Source organism: Azotobacter vinelandii CA (genome assembly GCF_000380335.1).
In the GTDB taxonomy this organism is placed as follows: Bacteria; Pseudomonadota; Gammaproteobacteria; order Pseudomonadales; family Pseudomonadaceae; genus Azotobacter; species Azotobacter vinelandii.
Genome location: NC_021149.1, coordinates 4,717,711 through 4,736,491, shown reverse-complemented (window position 1 = coordinate 4,736,491; position 18,781 = coordinate 4,717,711). Strand labels below are relative to the sequence as shown.

Genomic DNA, 18,781 nt, shown 5'->3' with positions numbered 1-18,781 from the left:
AAACTGGCGATGTTCGACCTCGACGGCACCCTGGTGGACTCGGTGCCGGACCTGGCGGCGGCGGTCGACCGCATGCTCGTCCGGCTCGGCCGGGCGCCGGCCGGTGTGGAACGGGTGCGCCTGTGGGTCGGCAACGGCGCGCGGGTGCTGGTGCGCCGCGCCCTGGCCGGCGACCTCGACCACCAGGGCGTGGACGCCGCCGAGGCCGAGGCGGCGCTGGCGCTGTTCATGGACGCCTACGCCGACAGCCACGGGCTGACCCGCGTCTATCCCGGCGTGCCGGAAACCCTCGACTGGCTGCGCGAGCGCGAGGTGGCCCTCGCCCTGATCACCAACAAGCCGTCGCGCTTTTTGCCCGAGCTGCTGGCCGACAAGGGGCTGGACGGCTACTTCCGCTGGATCGTCGGCGGCGACACCCTGCCGCAGCAGAAGCCCGATCCGGCGGCGCTGTTCTGGGTGATGGCGCAGGCCGGCGTGCTGGCGGAAGAAGCACTGTTCGTCGGCGACTCGCGCAACGACGTGCTCGCCGCCCGGGCGGCGGGCGTCGCCTGCGTGGCGCTGTCCTACGGCTATAACCACGGCCGGCCGATCGCCGAGGAGGGGCCGGCGCTGGTGCTCGACGCGCTGTCCGCGCTGGTTGATCCGACACCGGGGCTGCGCTAGTGTGACCAGGCTAATCGTTCGTTCCGCCTCCGAGAGAAACGCGATCGTGGTGGTCTCCTGCAAACTCTGGATGAAGGTCATCAAGGCCCTGGCCCGCTGGCGCTGGCGCGCCTGACGACAGCTCCTGCCGGTTCGCCGGCGCGTTTGCCCCTTTCCCGTAATTCCCGCCCGCCACGAGGCCGATTCATGATCCGCGAAGAATTCCTGCGCCTGGCCGCCAAAGGCTACAACCGCATTCCGCTCGCCTGCGAAACCCTCGCCGACTTCGACACCCCGCTGTCGATCTACCTGAAACTCTCCGACGCGCCCAATTCCTACCTGCTCGAATCGGTGCAGGGCGGCGAGAAATGGGGCCGCTACTCGATCATCGGCCTGCCGGCGCGCACCGTGCTGCGCATCCATGGCCAGCGGGTGACGGTGAGCGTGGACGGCGAGGAGGTGGAGCGCCACGACTGCGAAGACCCGCTGGCCTTCGTCGAGCAGTTCAAGGCGCGCTACCGGGTGCCGGACCTGCCGGGACTGCCGCGCTTCAACGGCGGCCTGGTCGGCTACTTCGGTTACGACAGCGTGCGCTACGTGGAGAAGAAGCTCGCCCGTTGCCCGAACCCGGACCCCCTGGGCACCCCGGACATCCTGCTGATGGTTTCCGACGCCGTGGTGGTGTTCGACAACCTGGCCGGCAAGATGCACCTGATCGTCCTCGCCGACCCGGCCGAGGCGGACGCCTTCGAGCGGGGCCGGGCGCACCTGCGCGCGCTATCGGAGGAACTGCGCCAGCCGCTGGCGCCGCGCCAGGGCATCGATCTCGGCGCGCCGGCTGGCGCGGAGCCTGCGTTCCGCTCCAGCTTCGGCCGCGAGGACTTCGAGCGGACGGTGGCGCGCATCAAGGACTACATCCTCGCCGGCGACTGCATGCAGGTGGTGATCTCCCAGCGCATGTCGATCCCCTTCGCCGCCGCGCCCATCGACCTGTACCGGGCGCTGCGCTGCTTCAACCCGACCCCCTACATGTACTTCTTCGACTTTGGCGACTTCCACGTGGTCGGCAGCTCGCCGGAGGTGCTGGTGCGCGTCGAGGACGGTCTGGTCACGGTGCGCCCGATCGCCGGCACCCGCCCGCGCGGCGCCAGCGAGGAGGCCGACCTGGCGCTGGAGCGCGACCTGCTCTCCGACGCCAAGGAGCTGGCCGAGCACCTGATGCTGATCGACCTCGGCCGCAACGACGTCGGCCGGGTCGCCGATACCGGCTCGGTGAAGCTCACCGAGAAGATGGTCATCGAGCGCTATTCCAACGTCATGCACATCGTCTCCAACGTCACCGGCCATCTGCGCCAGGGGCTGACGGCGATGGACGCGCTGCGCGCCATCCTGCCGGCCGGCACCCTCTCCGGCGCGCCCAAGGTCCGCGCCATGGAGATCATCGACGAACTGGAGCCGGTCAAGCGCGGCGTCTACGGCGGCGCCGTCGGCTACCTGGCGTGGAACGGCAACATGGATACCGCGATCGCCATCCGCACCGCGGTGATCAAGGACGGCGAACTGCACGTCCAGGCCGGCGCCGGCATCGTCGCCGATTCGGTGCCGGCGCTGGAGTGGGAGGAAACCCTGAACAAGCGCCGCGCCATGTTCCGCGCCGTGGCCCTGGCCGAGCAGGGCGGGACCTGAGGCGGAGCCGCTGGGGTTGTAGGGTGGACAACGCCGTAGGCTTGTCCACCATGGTGGATGGCTTCGGCCATCCACCCTACCCGGCTGTGGGTTGTGGAAGTACCGATCATAGGGCGGGCGTAGCCCGCCGCCATGCCTTCAGGCTCGCCGCGGAAAGATTTCACGGCCCCTGGAAACCGAAAAGGCTTTCAACGACAGCATGCCCCGGCGCACATCCGGGCGCCCGGCGGCGATATGCAGGAGCCAGGTTATCCGACCAGTCCGACCAGTCCGACCAGTTTGGGAATGTTTTCGATTGCATTCCACACCTCATGGCGTGCGATTTGCGCGCGAGCCGGAGGCCGGGAGGTGATTGGTCGGGCCCTGGAGGGGAACCACGATTTCCAGGCGCGCTAGTGCCTCATCGGGCGATAGGCGACATCGAAACGCCGAGCCAGGCTTGCCAGGCGCTTGTCCAGCGTCCATAGCAGTGTCCCCGGCGTGATGAGCGTCGATGCCAGCAGAGCTATATCCACCAGCCCGCACCCCAGGCCATAGAGTTTTTCCCGCTCGATGAACGTCATGACTTCCTGCAGGGTCGCCTGTCTGCAGGATTGCAACAGCCCCAGGTTATCCAGTGTCTGGGCGCGTGGAGCCGGCGGTGTACCACAGGCGATTTCGGCGATGACCATGGGGTGGGTCAGGGCGTCGTCCGAGCCGAGCAGTTCGACCAGCGCGGCGTTGCCATTGCGAAAGTGGTCGATCCACACCGATGTGTCGACCAGCACTTTCATTGCGGCTCGGCTCTCTCCCGACGGCGAGGCACGTTCCGGACGTTCGGCGTGGTTCCTCCCAGCGCCGCGAGGCGTCTGGCGGCTTGAACCCGCACGAAGGTCTTCATGGCCTCGCGGAAGATGTCCGCCTTGTCCATGCCCGGATCGGCCATTTCGAGAGCCTTTTCATAGAGCGCGTCATCGATAGTGACGGTGGTGCGCATCGGGAAACTCCGGCATCGATTTTGATGCAATGCTACGTCGCTCTTGCGCATCTCGAAAGGTGTGTTTTGGTCTGCCTGGCATGTCGATCGGAAGTATGGCGGGTGGAGCCCGTCGCCATGCCCTGAACAAGCGCCGCGCCATGTTCCGCGCCGTGGCCCTGGCCGGGCAGGGCAGGGCCTGATCCGGCGGCGCCGGGGCGGCCTATGGGCCTATGGACTGTGGGGTGGACGCTGTCATTGCGGATCGAGCGCCAGGCGCAGGGGGATCATCGGCGAGCGGGCGAAGCCCTGGCGGGCGTAGAAGCGCTGGGCGTCGAGGTTGTCGGCGTCGGTCAGCAGGGTGATGCGCCGGCAGCCGCGCCGCCGCGCGGTGGCGGCGGCCGCTTCCAGCAGTTGGGTGCCGAGGCCACGGCCGCGGGCCGTGGCATCCACCACCATGTCTTCGAGCAGCGCCACCGGCGTGCCCAGCGCGGTGGAAATCGTGTAGAGCAGGTTGACCATGCCGAGGGGCCGTCCGTCCTCCTCGGCGAGCAGGATCTCGCCGACCCGCGGGTCTTCGATGATCGCCGCCAGGCCGCGCTGCTGCGCCTCGCGGTCGGGCGTGAATTCGGCTTCCTGGGCGAACAACTGGTCGAGCAGGTGGCACAGCGCCGGAATGTCGGCGGCGCTGGCGGGACGGATTTCCATGGTCGTTTCTCCGCAGATCTCGGGGTGACGGGCTTCTCCCGGGACGGCGCCCGGCTTAACGTACGGGCTCATTACCGGCAGGCCGGCATGATAGCGCCTATCCCGGCTCCGGCCTTCCTTCCCTTCGCCTGCCAAGGAGCGAACCATGCAGATGCCCGTCAACACCTTCAAGCAACGCCTGGCCCGGGAGGCGCAGATCGGCGTCTGGGTCGGCCTGGCCGACCCTTATTGCGCGGAGCTGGCGGCCAATGCCGGCTTCGACTGGCTGCTGCTCGACGGTGAGCACGCGCCCAACGATCTGCGCTCGCTGCTCGGCCAGTTGCAGGCGGTGGCGCCCTACGCCTGCCAGGCGGTGGTCCGCCCGCCGGTCGGCGATCCGGTGCTGATCAAGCAGTTGCTCGATATCGGCGCGCAGACCCTGCTGGTGCCCATGGTGGAGACCGCCGAGCAGGCGCGGGGGCTGGTCGCCGCCATGCACTACCCGCCGCATGGCATTCGCGGGGTCGGCGCGGCCCTGGCCCGCGCCTCGCGCTGGAACAGCATCCCCGACTACCTGGACGAGGCCGACGCGCAGATGTGCCTGCTGGTGCAGGTGGAGAGCGTCAGGGGCCTGGAGAATCTCGATGCCATCGCCGCGGTCGAGGGGGTGGACGGGGTCTTCATCGGTCCGGCGGATCTGTCCGCCTCCATGGGCCGGCGCGGCGAGCCCGCTCATCCGGAGGTGGTGGCGGCCATCGAGGACGGCATCGCCCGCATCCGTCGCGCCGGCAAGGCCGCCGGCATCCTCTCCACCGACGAGGGCGCCGCGCGCCGCTACCTGGAGCTGGGTTGCGCCTTCGTCGCCGTGGGGGTCGACTCCAGCCTGCTGATGCGTTCCATGAAGGCCCTGGTCGGACGCTTCAAGGGCGCCGTCGTGGAGAGCGCCGGAGGCGGTGGCTACTGATCCGGACTGGCGGCGCCGCTCCACGCGGCCGCGCTTTGCACAGGTTGGGCGCGCGCAGAGAAGTCTGGTCGTTCCGAACGAACGAACGACGCGCCGCGCCAGGACAGGTCCGTCCCTGTGGGGGCGCGGCAGATAGCGCCTGCATCGTTGCAGGACTTGGCGAGGGAATGCCGTTTCCTGTGTCCCGTGCCTGGCCGGGCGCGGCCCGGCGCCATCCGGCGCGGTAACGCGGCCGGCGGAGGGAGGCCCTTGGCTCAGAAGACCTTGGACACCGAGGCGACGATATTGGCGTCGCAGTAGGTGTCGTTGCCGGCGTAGTTCTCGCACTCCTCGTCCTTCAGGTCGGTCTGGGTATAGGTCAGGCCGAACTGCAGGCCGACGAACTCCTTGCTCACCCCGACGTACCAGTCGTAGTAGGCGTCCTCGCCCCTGGTCGCGCCGTCCTTGAAGAAGGTGTCGTCCTTGAAGTCGTACTTGCCGAAGCGCAGGGACAGGCCGATCCCGTAGGGCAGGTCGCGCTTGTAGCCGATGTAGGAGTAGACCACGTTGTTGTCGCTGTTGACGTCGTCGGAATAGTTGATGCCGACCTTGAAGCCATAGGCCGAGAGGCTGCCGTAGAACTCGCTGTAGTTCAGGTCGGCATTGTCGAGGTGGTCCTTCACATAGTCGTACTTGAGCCAGCCCACGTCGAAGGCCAGTTCCTCGGTGATGTTGCCGCCGTAACCGAAGTAGTAGTCGCGCTCCATGGTCGCATCGGAGGTTTCGTAGTCGGTGTTGGAAACCCAGGCGCCGACGTACAGACCGCTCTCGTGGACGATGTCCAGCCCGCCCTGGATGGCCGGGTCGCCCTTGGTCTGCGAGATGCCGCGGAAGATGTACTCGGAGGCCAGGGTGACGTTGGCGCTGACGTTGAACTCGCCCAGCGGCGTGTCCAGCGTCGTCCCCGCCACGGCGATGCAACTGCCGGTCATGGCGCCGGCGGCGGTGAGGGCGAGGGTGGTTTTCTTGAGCATGACTCTTCAGTCCTTGTTGCGTTGCGCTGTCGCGCGCATGGTTGGGTAAAGCTTTTCCCTGAGATAAGCACAGGGCTTGCCAACCATCAAAAAAATGCCGGAAAAAGGATTTCCTTGCGCTTTTCAGGGAATTTGCGCACCAAATCGAGCGTGTGGCGCCCTTGGCGCGCATCGTCCCGGTGCGCCTGAGCTCGAGGGGCAGGCATGGTCGCACCGTCGGCAGGCACTGCGGGTCTCGCGACGGGGCACGCGCGCATGGCGCACTCGAGGAGGCTTCTGCAAGGCGGCTTCGCGCCCCGGCGCAGCGGTGGGCCGGGCTGGTGCGGATCGCGCCCCGGATGCTTCAGGAACGGGCGGGTTGCGTATCCGCCGTCCCACCGGGCAGCGGCAGGCAGATCCGTGCCCGCAGGCCTAGGCCGGGGCGCTCGGACAGTTCCAGGCGGCCGCCGTGCTCGCGGGCGACGCGCTCGGCGATGGCCAGGCCGAGGCCGGCGCCCGGCGTCCCGCCACGGGCGTTCTCGCCACGGCGGAAAGCCTGCTTCAATGCCTCGCCGTCCCGCCCGGCGAGGCCGGCGCCGCTGTCGATCACCTCGATCCAGGCGCACTCGCGGTCCGCGCCGCTGCGCAGGAGTATCGGCGGGCGGCCGTGGCGCCAGGCGTTCTCCAGCAGGTTGGTCAGCGCCCGGCGCAGCGCCGCCGGGTGCATCCGCACCGGTGGCGGCGCGCCCGGTTCCAGGCGCAGCGGCTGGCCGTGGTCGGCGTAGGCGGCGGCCAGTTCCCCGGCCAGGGCATCGAGTTCGCCGAGCACCGCCGGTTCCTCGCGGCTGTCGCGGGCGAAGTCGAGGAACTGGCCGACCAGGGCATCCATTTCGGCGATGCTGCGCCGCAGGCTGGCAGCCACCTCGGGCTCGTCGCGGCCGGCGAGGATCTCCACGCCCAGGCTCAGCTTGGCCAGCGGCGTGCGCAGGTCGTGGGACAGGCCGGCGAGCATCAGGGCGCGCTCGCGTTCGTTGCGCGCCAAGCTGTCGCGCAGGCGGTTGAAACTGCGGCTGAGGCTGGCGGTTTCTTCCGGGCCGCTTTCCTCCAGCGCCGGCGGTTCGTCGCCGCGGCCGAGGCACTCGGCGGCCCGTACCACCCGGGCCAGGGGCCGGTTCAGGCGGCGCTGGATCGCCAGGGCGCCGGCCAGCGCCAGCAGCCCGGCGCCCAGCGAGGCGAACAGCCAGGCGCCGCTGAACAGGCGTTCCGGCAGAATGCCCGGCACCGCCAGCCAGAGATCTTCGCCCTCCAGTCGCAGGCGCAGCACCGGGCCGCCGCCGGCCTCGCGCAGCCACTGCACTTGCAGGCCGTCGCCGGCCAGGCGCTCGGCCAGACGCCGGGCGAAGCCGCGCTCCAGCGGCGGCAGCGGGGCGGGCGGCCCGTCAGCGGCGGCGATGCCGCGGCCGGCCAGGGCCTGGGCGTTGAAGCGGGCGACGAAGGCTTCGCGTTGCGCCGCCGGCAGCGCCAGCAGGCCGGCGCGCAGGGCCGTCGCGTTGTGCGCCACGCCGGCGGCGATCTGTTCCAGGCGCGGTTCGAGGATCAGCCGGCGGGCCAGCAGCGCTCCGCCCAACTGGCCGAGCAGGATCAGCAGGACGATCAGCAGCAGGCTGCGGCCGAACAGGCTGCGCGGCAGCAGCCTCATGGCCGGCGCTCCGCGCCGCCATCGGGCACGAGCACGTAGCCCAGCCCCCAGACGGTCTGGATGTAGCGCGGCTGCGCCGGGTCGTCCTCGATCGCCCGGCGCAGGCGCATGACCTGCACGTCGATGCTGCGGTCGCTGGCCTCGTGGTCGCGGCCGCGGCTCAGCTCGATCAGCCGGTCGCGGCCGAGCGGCCGCCCGGGGTGGCGGGCCAGGGCCTGGAGCAGGGCGAACTCGCCGCTGGTCAGCGGGATGTCGCCGCCGTCGCGGCGCAGGCGGCGTTCGCCGAGGTGCAGGCTGAAGGGGCCGAAGTCGATCCGCCCGTCGCCCGGCAACGGGCCGGTGTGGGCGCCGAGCATGCGCTGGCGGCGGATCAGCGCTTCGATGCGCGCCTGCAGCTCGCGCGGATTGAAAGGCTTGGGCAGGTAGTCGTCGGCGCCCATCTCCAGGCCGATGATGCGGTCCAGCGGATCGCCGCGGGCGGTGAGCATGACGATGGGAATGGTCTCGCCCCGCGCGCGCAGGCGCCGGCACAGGGACAGGCCGTCCTCGCCGGGCATCATCACGTCGAGCACCAGCACGTCGAAGCGCTCGCGGCCGAGCAGGCGCTCCAGGTGCTGGCCGCCGTCCAGGGCGCGGACCGCATAGCCCTGGTCGCTGAGATAGCGTTGCAGCAGGGCGCGCAGGTCCTGCTCGTCGTCGACCACCAGAATTCTCGCCAGGGCTTCGCCCATCTTCGTTTCTCCCGTCGGTTGCCGTGCGAGGGTGACGCAGGCGCCGTTCTCGCCGCCCGGTCGATCCATGACAAAGGGTTACAGATGCGCCCATCGCTCACCGATTGTCACGGATTGCCCGCCGCCGGCAATGCCTCGCTCACGGCTGGCGCCGATAGTGGCTCCCGCCGCCAGCCGGCGGCGTCCAGTCGAGAGGAGCCGATCCCATGAAGTCCCTGTCATCCATCTTCGCCGTGGTGTTCGTCCTGTCCACGGCCCTGGCGTCCGCCGACGCCCGGGCCGGAGAGCGCCGCGTCGTCCGTGCCAATGGCCAGGGCGGCGGCAGCGCCACGCTGATCGAGAGCCATGAGGGCCGGCACGGCAGCTTGCAGCGCGGCCGCGCGCTGGTCGCCGACGGCCAGGGTAACGCCAGTGCCGTTCGCGGCGTCAGCCTGCGGGGCAGCGACGGCGGCAGTCTCGAACGCCATGCCAGCCGTTCGCGCTCGGACGACGGCGGCCGCCGGGGCGAACGCAGCCTGTCCGCCACCGGCAGCCAGGGCAGCAGCCTGCAGAGCGACGGCGGCCTGAGCTATTCCGCGGAATCGGGGCTGAGCCGGAATCGCTCCACCACCGTCACCGACGCGACGACCGGCAACAGCCGGCAGAGCGGCACCAGCTACAGCCGGGACGGCGGCCTGAGCCGCAGCGTCGCCTGCCAGGACGCCAGCGGCGCCGGCATCGCCTGTCCTTCGCGCTGAAACCGTCGTATTTCCCCAGGAGAAACCCCCCATGCGCAATTCCTTCGTTTCCCTCGTTTTCGCCGGAACCCTCGGTGTCGCGCTCTGCGCCATGGTCGGCATCGCGCTCGCCGGGCCGGTCCGTGGCGAGCGCCTGCAGGCCGAGTTGCAGGAGCGCTTCGCCCGCGCCGACCGCGACGGCGACGGTCGCCTGAGCGAGACGGAGGCCGAGGCCGGCATGCCCTTCGTCGCCCGCCACTTCGCGGCGATCGACAGCGAAGGGCAGGGCTCGGTCGGCCTGGAGCAGGTCAAGGCCTTCGCCCGAGAGCAGGTGGCCCGGCGCAAGGCCGGCCAGTAGAGGGCGCCGCCATGTCCAGCGAAACGATCCGCGACACCCTGGGGCCGCAGGCGCTGCCCTGGTTCGCCATGGCCTTCCTCGTGCTGGTCGGCGTCGCCTGCGTCGAGGGGCTGGCGCGCAGCCTGCTGCGCCCCGGCTCCTACGACTGGCGGGCCAGCGCCGCCTCGTTCGCCGACGCGCTGATCCGCCGCGGCGTGGACGCCCTGGGCCTGTCCCTAGTGGCGCCCCTGTTCGTGCTGGCCTACGAGCACCGCCTGCAGAGCCTGGGGATGTCCACGCCGGTGGCTTTCGTCGCCCTGTTCCTCGGCCAGGACTTCCTCTATTACTGGTACCACCGGATGGCGCACCGGGTCCGCTGGTTCTGGGCCTCCCATTCGGTGCACCACTCGCCCGGGCAGTTGAGCCTGGCCACCGCCCTGCGCCTGGGCTGGACCGGCCGGCTGACCGGCAATGGACTGTTCTACCTGCCGCTGGTCTGGCTGGGCTTCCCGCCGCTGGCGGTGAGCGCCGCGGTGGCGCTCAACCTGCTCTACCAGTTCTGGGTGCACGCGCCCTGGATACCCCGGCTCGGCCCGCTGGAATGGCTGCTCAACACGCCCACCCACCACAAGGTGCACCACGCCAGCAACCCGCAATACCTGGACTGCAATTACGGCGGCGTGCTGATCGTCTTCGACCGGCTGTTCGGCACCTTCGTCGAGCATCGCCCGGAGATCCCCATCCGCTATGGCCTCAGCCGGCCGCTGCACAGCTACAACCCGCTGCGCATCGCCCTGCACGGCTGGCTGGAGCTGGGCCGCGACCTGCTCCGTGCGCGCGGCCTGCGCGCCCGCCTGGGCGTGCTGGTCGGGCCGCCCTGAGGCGCGATCCGATCGTCCCGCGGGCGCCGACGGGTCGGCGATCGGCCTTATACTCGCCGCGTCCCGCGGAGCCGATGGAGGTCGACATGCTCGAATCGCTGGAAAAGATGCTCGCCCAGGGCGTGGACAGCCCGCTGCTGCGCTTCGGTCTCGGCAAGGGTTACCTGGATGCCGGCGACGCGCCGCGCGCCGCCGGACATCTGCGCCGATGCGTGGAACTCGACCCGAACTATTCCGCCGCCTGGAAGTTGCTCGGCAAGGCGCTGCAGGCCGCCGGCGACCTGGACGGCGCCCGCCTGGCCTGGGAACTGGGCCTGGAGGTCGCCGGGCGGCGCGGCGACCGGCAGGCGGAGAAGGAAATGACGGTGTTCCTGAAGCGGCTGGATCGGCAGCACTGACGGCCGGTCGCTTGCGCTTCCGTCGTTTCGCTCGGGGTACGATCGACGGCCCGGCCGGGGCGGCTGCCGTCCCCGGCCGGCGCCGTCACGGGCGTTCCGCGGCCAGTTCCTGCCTTGGCGGCTCCCCGGCGGTCGGCGCCTCGAAGCGTCCGACGTGGCCGCTCCATTCGAGCGGCTTGCCGCCGAGTTCGGCCCGGTGCGCCTTGCCGGCGTCCGCGTCGTCGGCGATGGCCAGGGTCAGCGTGCGGCCGTCGACCAGTTCGAGGGCGACGAGGTCGGCATCCTCCGTGCGGACATGGCGCAGCGCGGCGATCCGGCTGCGGCTGTCGGTGACCGTTTCCGCCGCCGGGTCGTAGCGCCCGTGCGGTTCGAGCACGGCGACGAAGGTGGCGTCGGTGGCGTTCTCCAGGCGTTCGATCAGCACCGGCTCGCGGCGCAGGTTGAAACGCGGGTCGTTGGCGCCGCTCTCGGCCAGGATGACCCGGGTGCCGGCGGGCGGCAGCATGCGGTAGGTGTAGAAGCGCTCGCCGTTGAGCCAGGTCAGGGTCGCGTTGCCGGCCTCCGGCGTGCCGCTCGCATCCACCCACAGGTGCTGGTAGCCGTTGGCCTTGCCCAGCACCGGCCGCTCCGCCGGATGGGAGTGCAGCGGGAAGCCCACGTCGGTGATGTGCCCCGCGTAGTGCAGGGGCAGGTCGTATTGCGCCGGCTCGCTGCCCTGGACGCGCAGCAGGTCGACCACCAGCGGGCTGGCCAGGCCGTCCACCTCCAGTTGCGCCAGGGTGCGCCGGAAGCGCACCTCGGGGTAGGCGCCCTCGACCTCCGCGGTGCTGACCCGCGTCGGCCCGTCCGCCGCGAAGTACAACTGGCGGGGCGCGATGCTCTCGCCGACCCTCCACTGGCCGTCGAAGTGGCTGGTCTCGTTCACCACCAGGGTGTTGTGGGCGACGGTCTGCCGGGCCCAGCTCTGGTTTTCCCCGAGGTAGCGGCCGCCGTCCTTGGACTCGACGTTGAGAAAGCGCGCCGCGCCGTAGTCGGTGACCACCGCGGCGCCATCGTCGTAGAGCATCCAGCCCAGCTTGTCGAAATGCCCGTGGCCCATGCCCTGGGCGCTGTTCTTGACGACCAGCGTCTGGCCGCGCTCGTCGCTCCCGGCGCGCAGCACCGCGACGGCGCCGCGGTCGCCCGCCGGGCCGTCGCGGAACAGCCGGGAGGCGAAGGGGAAGGGCCGCGCCTTGCCCTCGGCCAGGTCGCGGGCGACCAGCAGGCCCTCGGGAGTGAGGGTGGTGCGTCCCTGCCACTGGGCGACGGACAGGAAGGTCGGGTCGCGGGTCGCGGCATAGCCGATGGCGATGGCCTGGTACAGCTCGTCGGTCTTCAGGCTCTTGTCGCGCAGGGCGTCGTTGAGCGGGAAGAAGTAGCCGCCCTGGGTGAGCTGGACGGTGGCGCGGATCGCCTTGAGCAGCACGCCGTCGCGGTACTCGAAGATCCTGCGCTCGGGCTCGTTGGCCTCGATCGCCTGGGCGAAGACCACGAAGGGCTGGAGGGCGTAGCGCTGGTAGTAGGGGCCCTCGGTGTAGTAGCCGTCGGGCGAGAAGAGTTGCTCGACCTGGCGCAGGAAGCCGGTCCGGCCGCTCTTGTCGAGACCGTTCAGGGCCCTGGCCACCAACTCGTCGTCGCGCAGCACGTAGCCGGTCATGCCGACCGCGGCGCAGGCCCAGGTCGCGTGGTTGTGGATCAGCTCGAACACCTGCGGCTGGCCCTCCGACAGGAAGGTCGACATCGGCCGGAACACCTGCTCGTCGATGGTCCGCCGGTCCTCGTCCGAGAGGCTGTCGCGGATGGCGTCGTAGCCCTGTACCGCATACACCAGCCAGACGCTGTCGTTGAGGCTCTGCCAGAACAGCCGCCCCGGCGAGTCGCCGCTGGCGGCCGGGTGCGGCCCCAGGGTCGGGTAGAGCCTGGCGTATTCCAACAGCAGGCGGCGCGCGTAGTCGGCGTAGGCGCCATCGCCGGTGACCCGGTACAGCAGGCCGGCGGCGTAGATCGCCATGTAGTTGCGCTTGTGCTGTTCGTGGCTCGAGCCGCCGCCTGGGTCGCGCGGCACCGGCACCTGGATTCCGCCGCGCCTGGCCGCCTCGACCAGTTCCGCCAGGCGCCGGCGCTCGCCGGCGAACAGCGGGTAATCGGCCTGGATCGGGCCGGCGGACCTGAACAGCACAGGCCCGGCGCCGGCGGGGGCGGCGGCCAGTGCGCCGGCCTGTCCCGCAAGCAGCATGGCGATGGTCAGGCCCAGGGTGGTCTGCAATCTTGGCATCGGCGGTCTTCCTTTACGTGGTTATCCGGTATGTGGCTATCCGGTCGGTCGGCCCTGCCGCCTCTGTCCGGCGGCCGGACCGGCGGGACGGACATGGTCCCGGATGGCTTCGACGTGCACGATGGCATAACGTTCGGCGTCCGCAACATCCCGGAACGATCCGGCCGCGGCCGGACCGCCTGTCCGCCGGCCCTTGACCGCTGGACATCGTCTGCCTTCATGTGGGACGTTCGTGCCCGCCAGGCGGCACCGCTGGCGCGTTCGCCGTCCGCGTGCCATCGTTGCGCCCCTCCGCGCAGCGGACCGGCGGCTTCATTCCCTCGACCGTCCGCCCGTCGCCCCGATTTCGCCGCCGGCCATCGCCGCGGCGCGTGGGAAGGGGATTCCGCGCGACGTTCGGCGTATGTTCGGTTCCACAGCTTCGGGAGCTTGCAGCAGTCATGACCAATCCCCTCCATTTCGATCTGCAGTCGCTGCGGGTGTTTCTCCTGGCCGCCGAGCTGGGCAGCCTGACCCGGGCGGCGGAGCGCGCCCACCTCACCCTGTCGGCGGTGAGCAAGCGCATCTGCGATCTGGAGAAGACCATCGATTGCCCCCTGTTCGTCCGCCAGCCGCGCGGGCTCGAACTGACGCCGGCCGGCCAGGAACTCCTGGAACACACCCGCACCATCCTCGACAACGTCAACCGCATGGCCGCCGACATCGGCGAGTTCGCCACCGGCGTGCGTGGCCATCTGCGCTTGTGGGCCAACACCTCGGCGGTGCTGCAGTTCCTGCCGCACGATCTGGCGGCCTTCCTCGGCGAGCGGCCACAGGTGCGCATCAGCCTGGAGGAGCGGCTGACCGAGGAGATCATCGCGGCACTGGACAGCGAGCGGATCGACCTCGGGGTGTTCGCCGACAACCTGCCGGCGCCGACCCTGCAACTGCGCCCCTACCGGCAGAGCCGGCTGGTCCTGCTGACGCCGGTCGGGCATCCGCTGGCCAAGTTCGGCCGGATCGCCTTCGTCGACACCCTGGCCTACGACCACATCGGCCTCGCCCACGGCACCTCGCTGCTGCGCCTGCTGATCGACTCGGCGGTGACCGCGCAGCGCATCCTGCGCCTGCGCATGCAGGTCGGCAGCTTCGACGCCATCGGCCGGATGGTCGAGGCCGGCCTGGGGATCGGCGTGGTGCCCGACGGCGCGGTGCACAGCGAACGCCTGAAGGCCGGCCTGTGCGCCATCCCGCTGACCGACGACTGGGCCAGCCGCACCCTGTGGGTCGGCGTGAAGTCGGAAGAGACACTGCCGCCCGAGGCGCGCGAGCTGTGGCAGTTTCTTTTGCGGGAGGGGGAGGGCGGTCTGGCGCGCTGATCGGCGGCGGCAGCTTGGCGAAGGGTCGCTGGTGTGGCGGGGATGGGTGTGTGCCGGCGGGCTTCCGGGGCCTCGACCGATTGGCGGTGAGAGCGGTGGAAAAAGGCCAGGCGCGGACCCCTCCGCTCACATCGTCTTTGGCATGATCTGCAAAGGGGCCCTCATGAGAGCGGCAACGGCCGATCGGCGATCACCCGCTTCATGACCAGGGTCGAGGTCAAGCGCTGGACATTGGGCAACGCCGACAATCGCTCGTCGTACAGCCGCTGGAATGCCGGCAGGTCGTGGGTGATGACATGCAGAAGGTAATCGGGGTCGCCGAACAGGCGCTGCGCCTCGATGACCTGCTGAATCTCTTGTACCGCCGCCTCGAACTCTCCAACGGCGCGGTTGGTGCCTTCGCGCATGGTCACGAACACCAGGGCCGAGAAGTTCAGCCCCACGGCGTCCGGCGCCAGGTGGGCGCGGTAGCCCCGGATCACCCCGGACTTCTCCAGCGCGCGCAGCCGGCGGTGGCAGGGCGAGAGGCTCAGCCCGACCCGCTCCGCCAGCTCCGTCACCGACAGACGTCCGTCGGCCTGAAGCTCGGCAAGTATCTTTCGATCGATCCTGTCCATATGGAAGAAGTTACTCCTGCTCGGCACTCTGCCCGGAAGATTTGAAAGAAAATTCTATCAGGATCTCTTTATCCTTCTCTCTCCGATGAGTCCCGCTAGCCCTCGCTGTTCGGGCAGGTTGCCTTCCGATGTCCGGGAGAAAGCGCATGCCGTTATCCGCAACCGAGGCACCGGCGAAAGGGAAGGTCCAGTGACTATCAGCATGTTGGCCGCCTTCTGGGCGGTTTCGTTTTTGTTCGTGATCACGCCTGGTGTCGATTGGGCCTATATGATTTCCGCCGGTATGCGCGATCGGGCGGTGGTTCCCGCCGTGGTGGGATTGCTGCTCGGGCATTTGGCGGTGAGCGCGATCGTGGCCGCCGGTGTGGGTGGGCTTGTGGCCGGCGCTCCCCTGGCGTCGTCGATGCTCACCGTGGCCGGAGCCGCCTATCTGCTGTGGCTGGGAATCAGTGTGATTGTCCGCCCTCCCGTCCCCCTGGCGGGAGAAGTACGGCAGTTTGACTCGCCGTCGCGCTGGACTTTGACGGGCGCCTGTGTCAGCGGCCTGAACCCGAAAGTATTCTTGCTGTTTCTGGCGTTACTACCCCAGTTCACCGACCCGCAGGGGGCATGGCCCGTACCGGCGCAGATCATCGTTCTGGGCTTGGTCCATGTCTTCAGTTGCGGGGTGATTTATCTACTGGTCGGTTTCAGTGTTCAAGCCGTTCTGAAAACGCGGCCAGCCGCGGCCAAGCTTGTCGACCGCCTTTCCGGGGGAGCGATGATCGTCGTCGCGGCGCTCTTGCTGACGGAACAGGCGATTGGCTGAAATCATCGCTTCGAGGAGAACATCATGAGTGATCGGACACCGCCACCCTATTCGCCAACCCAGCCCAAGGCACGTGTACGCATCCCGTACTTGAAAGAGCTGAAGGCTCAAGGCCGGAAGTGGGCGATGCTGACCGCCTACGACATGTACACCGCGGCGATCTTTGAAGAAGCGGGCATTCCCGTACTGCTGGTGGGTGACTCGGCCTCGAACAATGTGTACGGCAACGAATCCACGCTGACGGTGACCGTCGACGAGTTGATTCCCTTGGTGCGTGCCGTCGCCAAGGCAACCCATAGACCACTGGTCATTGCGGATCTCCCCTTCGGTTCCTACCAGGCTTCGCCGGAGCAGTGCTTCCACACCGCCGTTCGCTTCATGAAGGAGGCCGGTGCCCACGCTGTCAAACTGGAAGGTGGAATCGAGATGCTGCCCCAGGTACGGAAGCTCGCGACCTCGGGGATTCCCGTCATGGCGCATATCGGCTTCACCCCTCAATACGAGCACCAGCTCGGCGGCTATCGCATTCAGGGGCGGGGTGACGAGGCGCAGCGCTTGATCGACGCCGCCCTGGCCCTCGAAGCGGCTGGGGCCTTCGCCCTGCTGATCGAGATGGTTCCGGGCGACGTCGCCGCGGCCATCAGCCGAGCCGTTTCCATACCCACCGTTGGAATCGGAGCGGGCAATCAATGCGATGCCCAGGTTCTCGTCTGGCAGGACATGGCCGGCCTGCGCACCGGGCGCCTGCCCCGCTTCGTCAAGCGGTACGCCGATATGCGCGCGGTGCTGGCCGCTGCTGCACGGGATTTTGCCGCCGATGTGGAGGCCGGCGCATTCCCTGGCCAAGAGCACACGTTCTGAGCGAACGAGGGCCCCGTCATCAGGGCTCGATGAATGGATCAGTGACCATCAGGAGGCGAAATGGAAAACCTTAGGCTGCGAGCCATCGAAGGGCTTCGCAAGGGAGACAGCTTCACCGTATCCCGCACTTTCTCCATGGATGACATCCATCAATTCGCGCGGATTTCGCGTGATTACAACCCCGTCCACCTCGATGTGCCCTACGCCGAACTGCGTAACTTCAGGGCTCCCATTTCCCATGGGTTGCTGACCGCCAGCCTGCTCACCGAAATTGGCGGACAAATCGGTTGGCTCGCATCCGGCATGAGTTTCCGTTTCAAACGTCCCGTCTATGTCGGCGAAACCATCACTTGCCGTTGGACCATCATCGACATCGATGAACGAGGTCGGGCGAGGGCAGAAATCACCATCATCGACCCCGAGGGCGCGATTGTGCTGGAAGCGGAAACCACGGGCATCTTGCCCGGTGAGAAAGAGCGTGCGCGCTTGGCCGAAATGGTTGCCGAGGGCGATCCAACCAACGGTGCTTCTTATTAGTAGTGGAGCGCACGCGGAGCGGGCGGCCGTTTCGGGGCGCGCGGTGCCGGTGGCATCTGGTTCGGTCCGGCCAATGACCTTCTACTAAGAGATCGCACCATGCGGAAAACACCTTTCAAGCAAGTCGACGTTTTCACCGGGTCCCCGTTCAAGGGCAACCCAGTCGCTGTCGTGTTGCAAGCCGATGGCCTTACGGGCGAGCGGATGCAGCGGATTGCGAACTGGACGAATCTTTCCGAGACGACCTTCGTGCTTCTGGCCACAAGCGATCAGGCGGACTATCGCGTTCGGATCTTCACGCCAGGGGCGGAATTGCCTTTTGCCGGTCACCCGACTATCGGCACCGCGCATGCGCTGCTGGAGGCTGGTCTTATCGAAGCGCATGGCGGCTCACTCGTGCAGGAGTGCGGCGCTGGCCTGGTGAAGTTGCAGGTGGAAAGCAATCGAGCGGGCGAGCGTTGGATTTCGTTCGACCTTCCGCGGCCCTCGGTTACGCCCCTGACCAATACCGAAATCGAGGAGCTGGAAGCCATTCTGGGCAGCCCCGTGTCCAGGCAGGCCGCACCGCAGTTGATCGATGTAGGTGCTCGCTGGATCGTGGCGCAGCTTTCAAGCGCGGAAGCGGTACTGGCAAGCCGTCCCGACTTGCAACGCATGAAGATACAGGACATGAAAGCCAAGGCGACCGGGGTGGCGATCTTCGGCGAGTACGCGTCGGGCGCACCTGCGCGAATTGAAGTGCGGGCCTTCGCTCCCGCCTGTGGAGTCGACGAAGACCCGGTGTGCGGGAGCGGAAATGGTTGCGTGGCGGCGTTCATCCGCGCAAGCGGCCAGACAGGTCGTTTCGGATGCGAATTTCTGGCCTCTCAGGGCGCCGTGCTCGGACGCGCGGGGCTGCTGCGGATTGCCATCGACCGCGAGCGCATCCAGGTCGGCGGCATGTCGGTGACCTGTATCGATGGTCTGCTTGCACTGTAGATGAACTGGGCCGCGCTTCTGTATCGGTACTCATCGGCACCGGCACCGGCACCGGTGACTGCCGGCCGAGGGATGGGTTATGCCCGTTGCGACAGGCAGCTTCGGATCGCTTCCGGCCAGCGAACTTTCAGGATGAAACTCCGCCCTGGTTCCGTAAGCATCGACCTCTTCCCCCCAGTCGCCCCACCACCGCCACGAACCTCACTTGACCAACACCACCGGCACGGAAACCTCGTGCACCACGCGGGTGGCGACCGAACCCATGACCAGGTTGGAGAAGTTGTTCATGCCGCGGGTGCCCATCAGAATGCTGTCGCAGCCCAGTTCCGCGACGGCCTTGGCGATTTCGTTCACCGGGTCGCCCAGGCGTTCGTGGGGGGTGGCGCGAATGCCTTGGGCGGCGAGTATCCCGGCGCCTTCGAGGGCGATTTCGTGGGCGTGTTTCGTGGCCGCTTCGAGCAGGCCTTCCAGGCGGTCGCCGTAGGGCAGCGGCAGCATCTGCACGTTCAGCAGGTGGACTTCCAGATTCGGCGAGTCCCGCGCCAGATCGACGAGGAACGTCAGGGCGCGCCGGGCGCTCGCCGAGCCGTCGAATGGAACCAGAATCTTCTTCATGCCGA

General features: G+C 68.5%; 20 protein-coding genes and 1 pseudogene. 12 read left to right on the top strand and 9 right to left on the bottom strand.

What is annotated here, in order from left to right; all coding sequences use genetic code 11:
- Positions 1-9 precede the first annotated feature (9 nt).
- Together AVCA_RS21280 and trpE are read left to right on the top strand one after the other, a co-directional pair.
- Positions 10-778: pseudogene (locus AVCA_RS21280) on the top strand (phosphoglycolate phosphatase).
- Positions 779-849: 71 nt separating this feature from the next.
- The gene (gene trpE, locus AVCA_RS21275) at positions 850-2,328 is read left to right on the top strand and encodes an anthranilate synthase component I (protein WP_012703132.1); all 1,479 of its coding nucleotides are present in this window, start codon (positions 850-852) and stop codon (positions 2,326-2,328) included.
- A gap of 392 nt (positions 2,329-2,720) precedes the next feature.
- On the opposite strand, the gene AVCA_RS21270 is transcribed toward trpE, so the two are convergent.
- The 3 genes from AVCA_RS21270 to AVCA_RS21260 all read right to left on the bottom strand — a co-directional run bounded on the left by AVCA_RS21270 (position 2,721) and on the right by AVCA_RS21260 (position 3,991).
- Positions 2,721-3,101 carry a type II toxin-antitoxin system VapC family toxin gene (locus AVCA_RS21270; RefSeq protein ID WP_012703131.1) on the bottom strand — a complete coding sequence of 127 codons (381 nt, stop codon included), beginning with the start codon at positions 3,099-3,101 and terminating at the stop codon, positions 2,721-2,723.
- Complete coding sequence (locus AVCA_RS21265; protein WP_012703130.1) at positions 3,098-3,304, bottom strand: type II toxin-antitoxin system VapB family antitoxin; 207 nt, start codon at positions 3,302-3,304, stop codon at positions 3,098-3,100. The genes AVCA_RS21270 and AVCA_RS21265 overlap by 4 nt, the downstream gene beginning before the upstream one ends.
- Positions 3,305-3,538: 234 nt before the next feature.
- Complete coding sequence (locus AVCA_RS21260) at positions 3,539-3,991, bottom strand: GNAT family N-acetyltransferase (protein ID WP_012703128.1); 453 nt, start codon at positions 3,989-3,991, stop codon at positions 3,539-3,541.
- 145 nt (positions 3,992-4,136) lie between these two features.
- Between AVCA_RS21260 and hpaI the strand changes: the two genes are divergently transcribed.
- Positions 4,137-4,934: a 4-hydroxy-2-oxoheptanedioate aldolase gene (hpaI, locus tag AVCA_RS21255; RefSeq protein ID WP_012703127.1), complete on the top strand. Its 798-nt coding sequence runs from the start codon at positions 4,137-4,139 to the stop codon at positions 4,932-4,934.
- Positions 4,935-5,188: 254 nt separating this feature from the next.
- On the opposite strand, the gene AVCA_RS21250 is transcribed toward hpaI, so the two are convergent.
- From AVCA_RS21250 to ompR, 3 genes are all read right to left on the bottom strand, one after another.
- A complete protein-coding gene (locus AVCA_RS21250; protein WP_012703126.1) occupies positions 5,189-5,947 on the bottom strand; it encodes a TorF family putative porin in 759 nt (252 codons plus the stop codon).
- A 343-nt stretch (positions 5,948-6,290) separates the two neighbouring features.
- Entirely contained in the window at positions 6,291-7,625 is a 1,335-nt protein-coding gene (locus tag AVCA_RS21245; protein WP_012703124.1) for an ATP-binding protein, read from the bottom strand.
- On the bottom strand, positions 7,622-8,356 hold the full coding sequence (gene ompR / locus AVCA_RS21240; RefSeq protein ID WP_041807431.1) for an osmolarity response regulator transcription factor OmpR: 735 nt from the start codon (positions 8,354-8,356) through the stop codon (positions 7,622-7,624). The genes AVCA_RS21245 and ompR overlap by 4 nt, the downstream gene beginning before the upstream one ends.
- Before the next feature lie 206 nt (positions 8,357-8,562).
- On the opposite strand from ompR, the gene AVCA_RS21235 reads away from it, so the two are divergent.
- From AVCA_RS21235 to AVCA_RS21220, 4 genes are all read left to right on the top strand, one after another.
- Positions 8,563-9,093: a hypothetical protein gene (locus tag AVCA_RS21235; RefSeq protein WP_012703122.1), complete on the top strand. Its 531-nt coding sequence runs from the start codon at positions 8,563-8,565 to the stop codon at positions 9,091-9,093.
- Positions 9,094-9,124: 31 nt separating this feature from the next.
- Positions 9,125-9,430, top strand: coding sequence for an EF-hand domain-containing protein (locus AVCA_RS21230; protein ID WP_012703121.1), 306 nt, complete (start codon positions 9,125-9,127; stop codon positions 9,428-9,430).
- An 11-nt stretch (positions 9,431-9,441) separates the two neighbouring features.
- Positions 9,442-10,290 (top strand): sterol desaturase family protein, encoded by an 849-nt coding sequence (locus tag AVCA_RS21225; RefSeq protein ID WP_012703120.1) that lies wholly within the window; start codon positions 9,442-9,444, stop codon positions 10,288-10,290.
- 86 nt (positions 10,291-10,376) lie between these two features.
- Positions 10,377-10,688 carry a tetratricopeptide repeat protein gene (locus tag AVCA_RS21220; RefSeq protein WP_041807638.1) on the top strand — a complete coding sequence of 104 codons (312 nt, stop codon included), beginning with the start codon at positions 10,377-10,379 and terminating at the stop codon, positions 10,686-10,688.
- 85 nt (positions 10,689-10,773) lie between these two features.
- On the opposite strand, the gene AVCA_RS21215 is transcribed toward AVCA_RS21220, so the two are convergent.
- Positions 10,774-13,002 (bottom strand): alginate lyase family protein, encoded by a 2,229-nt coding sequence (locus AVCA_RS21215; protein WP_012703118.1) that lies wholly within the window; start codon positions 13,000-13,002, stop codon positions 10,774-10,776.
- Positions 13,003-13,442: 440 nt separating this feature from the next.
- Between AVCA_RS21215 and AVCA_RS21210 the strand changes: the two genes are divergently transcribed.
- The gene (locus AVCA_RS21210) at positions 13,443-14,360 is read left to right on the top strand and encodes a LysR family transcriptional regulator (RefSeq protein ID WP_012703116.1); all 918 of its coding nucleotides are present in this window, start codon (positions 13,443-13,445) and stop codon (positions 14,358-14,360) included.
- A 161-nt stretch (positions 14,361-14,521) separates the two neighbouring features.
- Here the strand turns inward: AVCA_RS21210 and AVCA_RS21205 are convergent, their stop codons facing one another.
- Positions 14,522-14,977, bottom strand: coding sequence for an Lrp/AsnC family transcriptional regulator (locus AVCA_RS21205; RefSeq protein WP_012703115.1), 456 nt, complete (start codon positions 14,975-14,977; stop codon positions 14,522-14,524).
- A 190-nt stretch (positions 14,978-15,167) separates the two neighbouring features.
- Here AVCA_RS21205 and AVCA_RS21200 point away from each other — a divergent pair, with 190 nt between their 5' ends.
- The 4 genes from AVCA_RS21200 (at position 15,168) to AVCA_RS21185 (ending at position 18,161) form a co-directional block, all read left to right on the top strand.
- A complete protein-coding gene (locus tag AVCA_RS21200; protein WP_012703114.1) occupies positions 15,168-15,785 on the top strand; it encodes a LysE family translocator in 618 nt (205 codons plus the stop codon).
- Positions 15,786-15,809: 24 nt separating this feature from the next.
- A complete protein-coding gene (panB, locus tag AVCA_RS21195; RefSeq protein ID WP_012703113.1) occupies positions 15,810-16,646 on the top strand; it encodes a 3-methyl-2-oxobutanoate hydroxymethyltransferase in 837 nt (278 codons plus the stop codon).
- Positions 16,647-16,706: 60 nt separating this feature from the next.
- A complete protein-coding gene (locus AVCA_RS21190) occupies positions 16,707-17,183 on the top strand; it encodes a MaoC family dehydratase (protein WP_012703112.1) in 477 nt (158 codons plus the stop codon).
- Between the two features lie 99 nt (positions 17,184-17,282).
- Positions 17,283-18,161, top strand: coding sequence for a PhzF family phenazine biosynthesis protein (locus tag AVCA_RS21185; RefSeq protein WP_012703111.1), 879 nt, complete (start codon positions 17,283-17,285; stop codon positions 18,159-18,161).
- A gap of 201 nt (positions 18,162-18,362) precedes the next feature.
- Here AVCA_RS21185 and AVCA_RS21180 read toward each other — a convergent pair whose 3' ends face one another.
- Positions 18,363-18,776: a universal stress protein gene (locus tag AVCA_RS21180; protein WP_012703110.1), complete on the bottom strand. Its 414-nt coding sequence runs from the start codon at positions 18,774-18,776 to the stop codon at positions 18,363-18,365.
- Positions 18,777-18,781 lie beyond the last annotated feature (5 nt).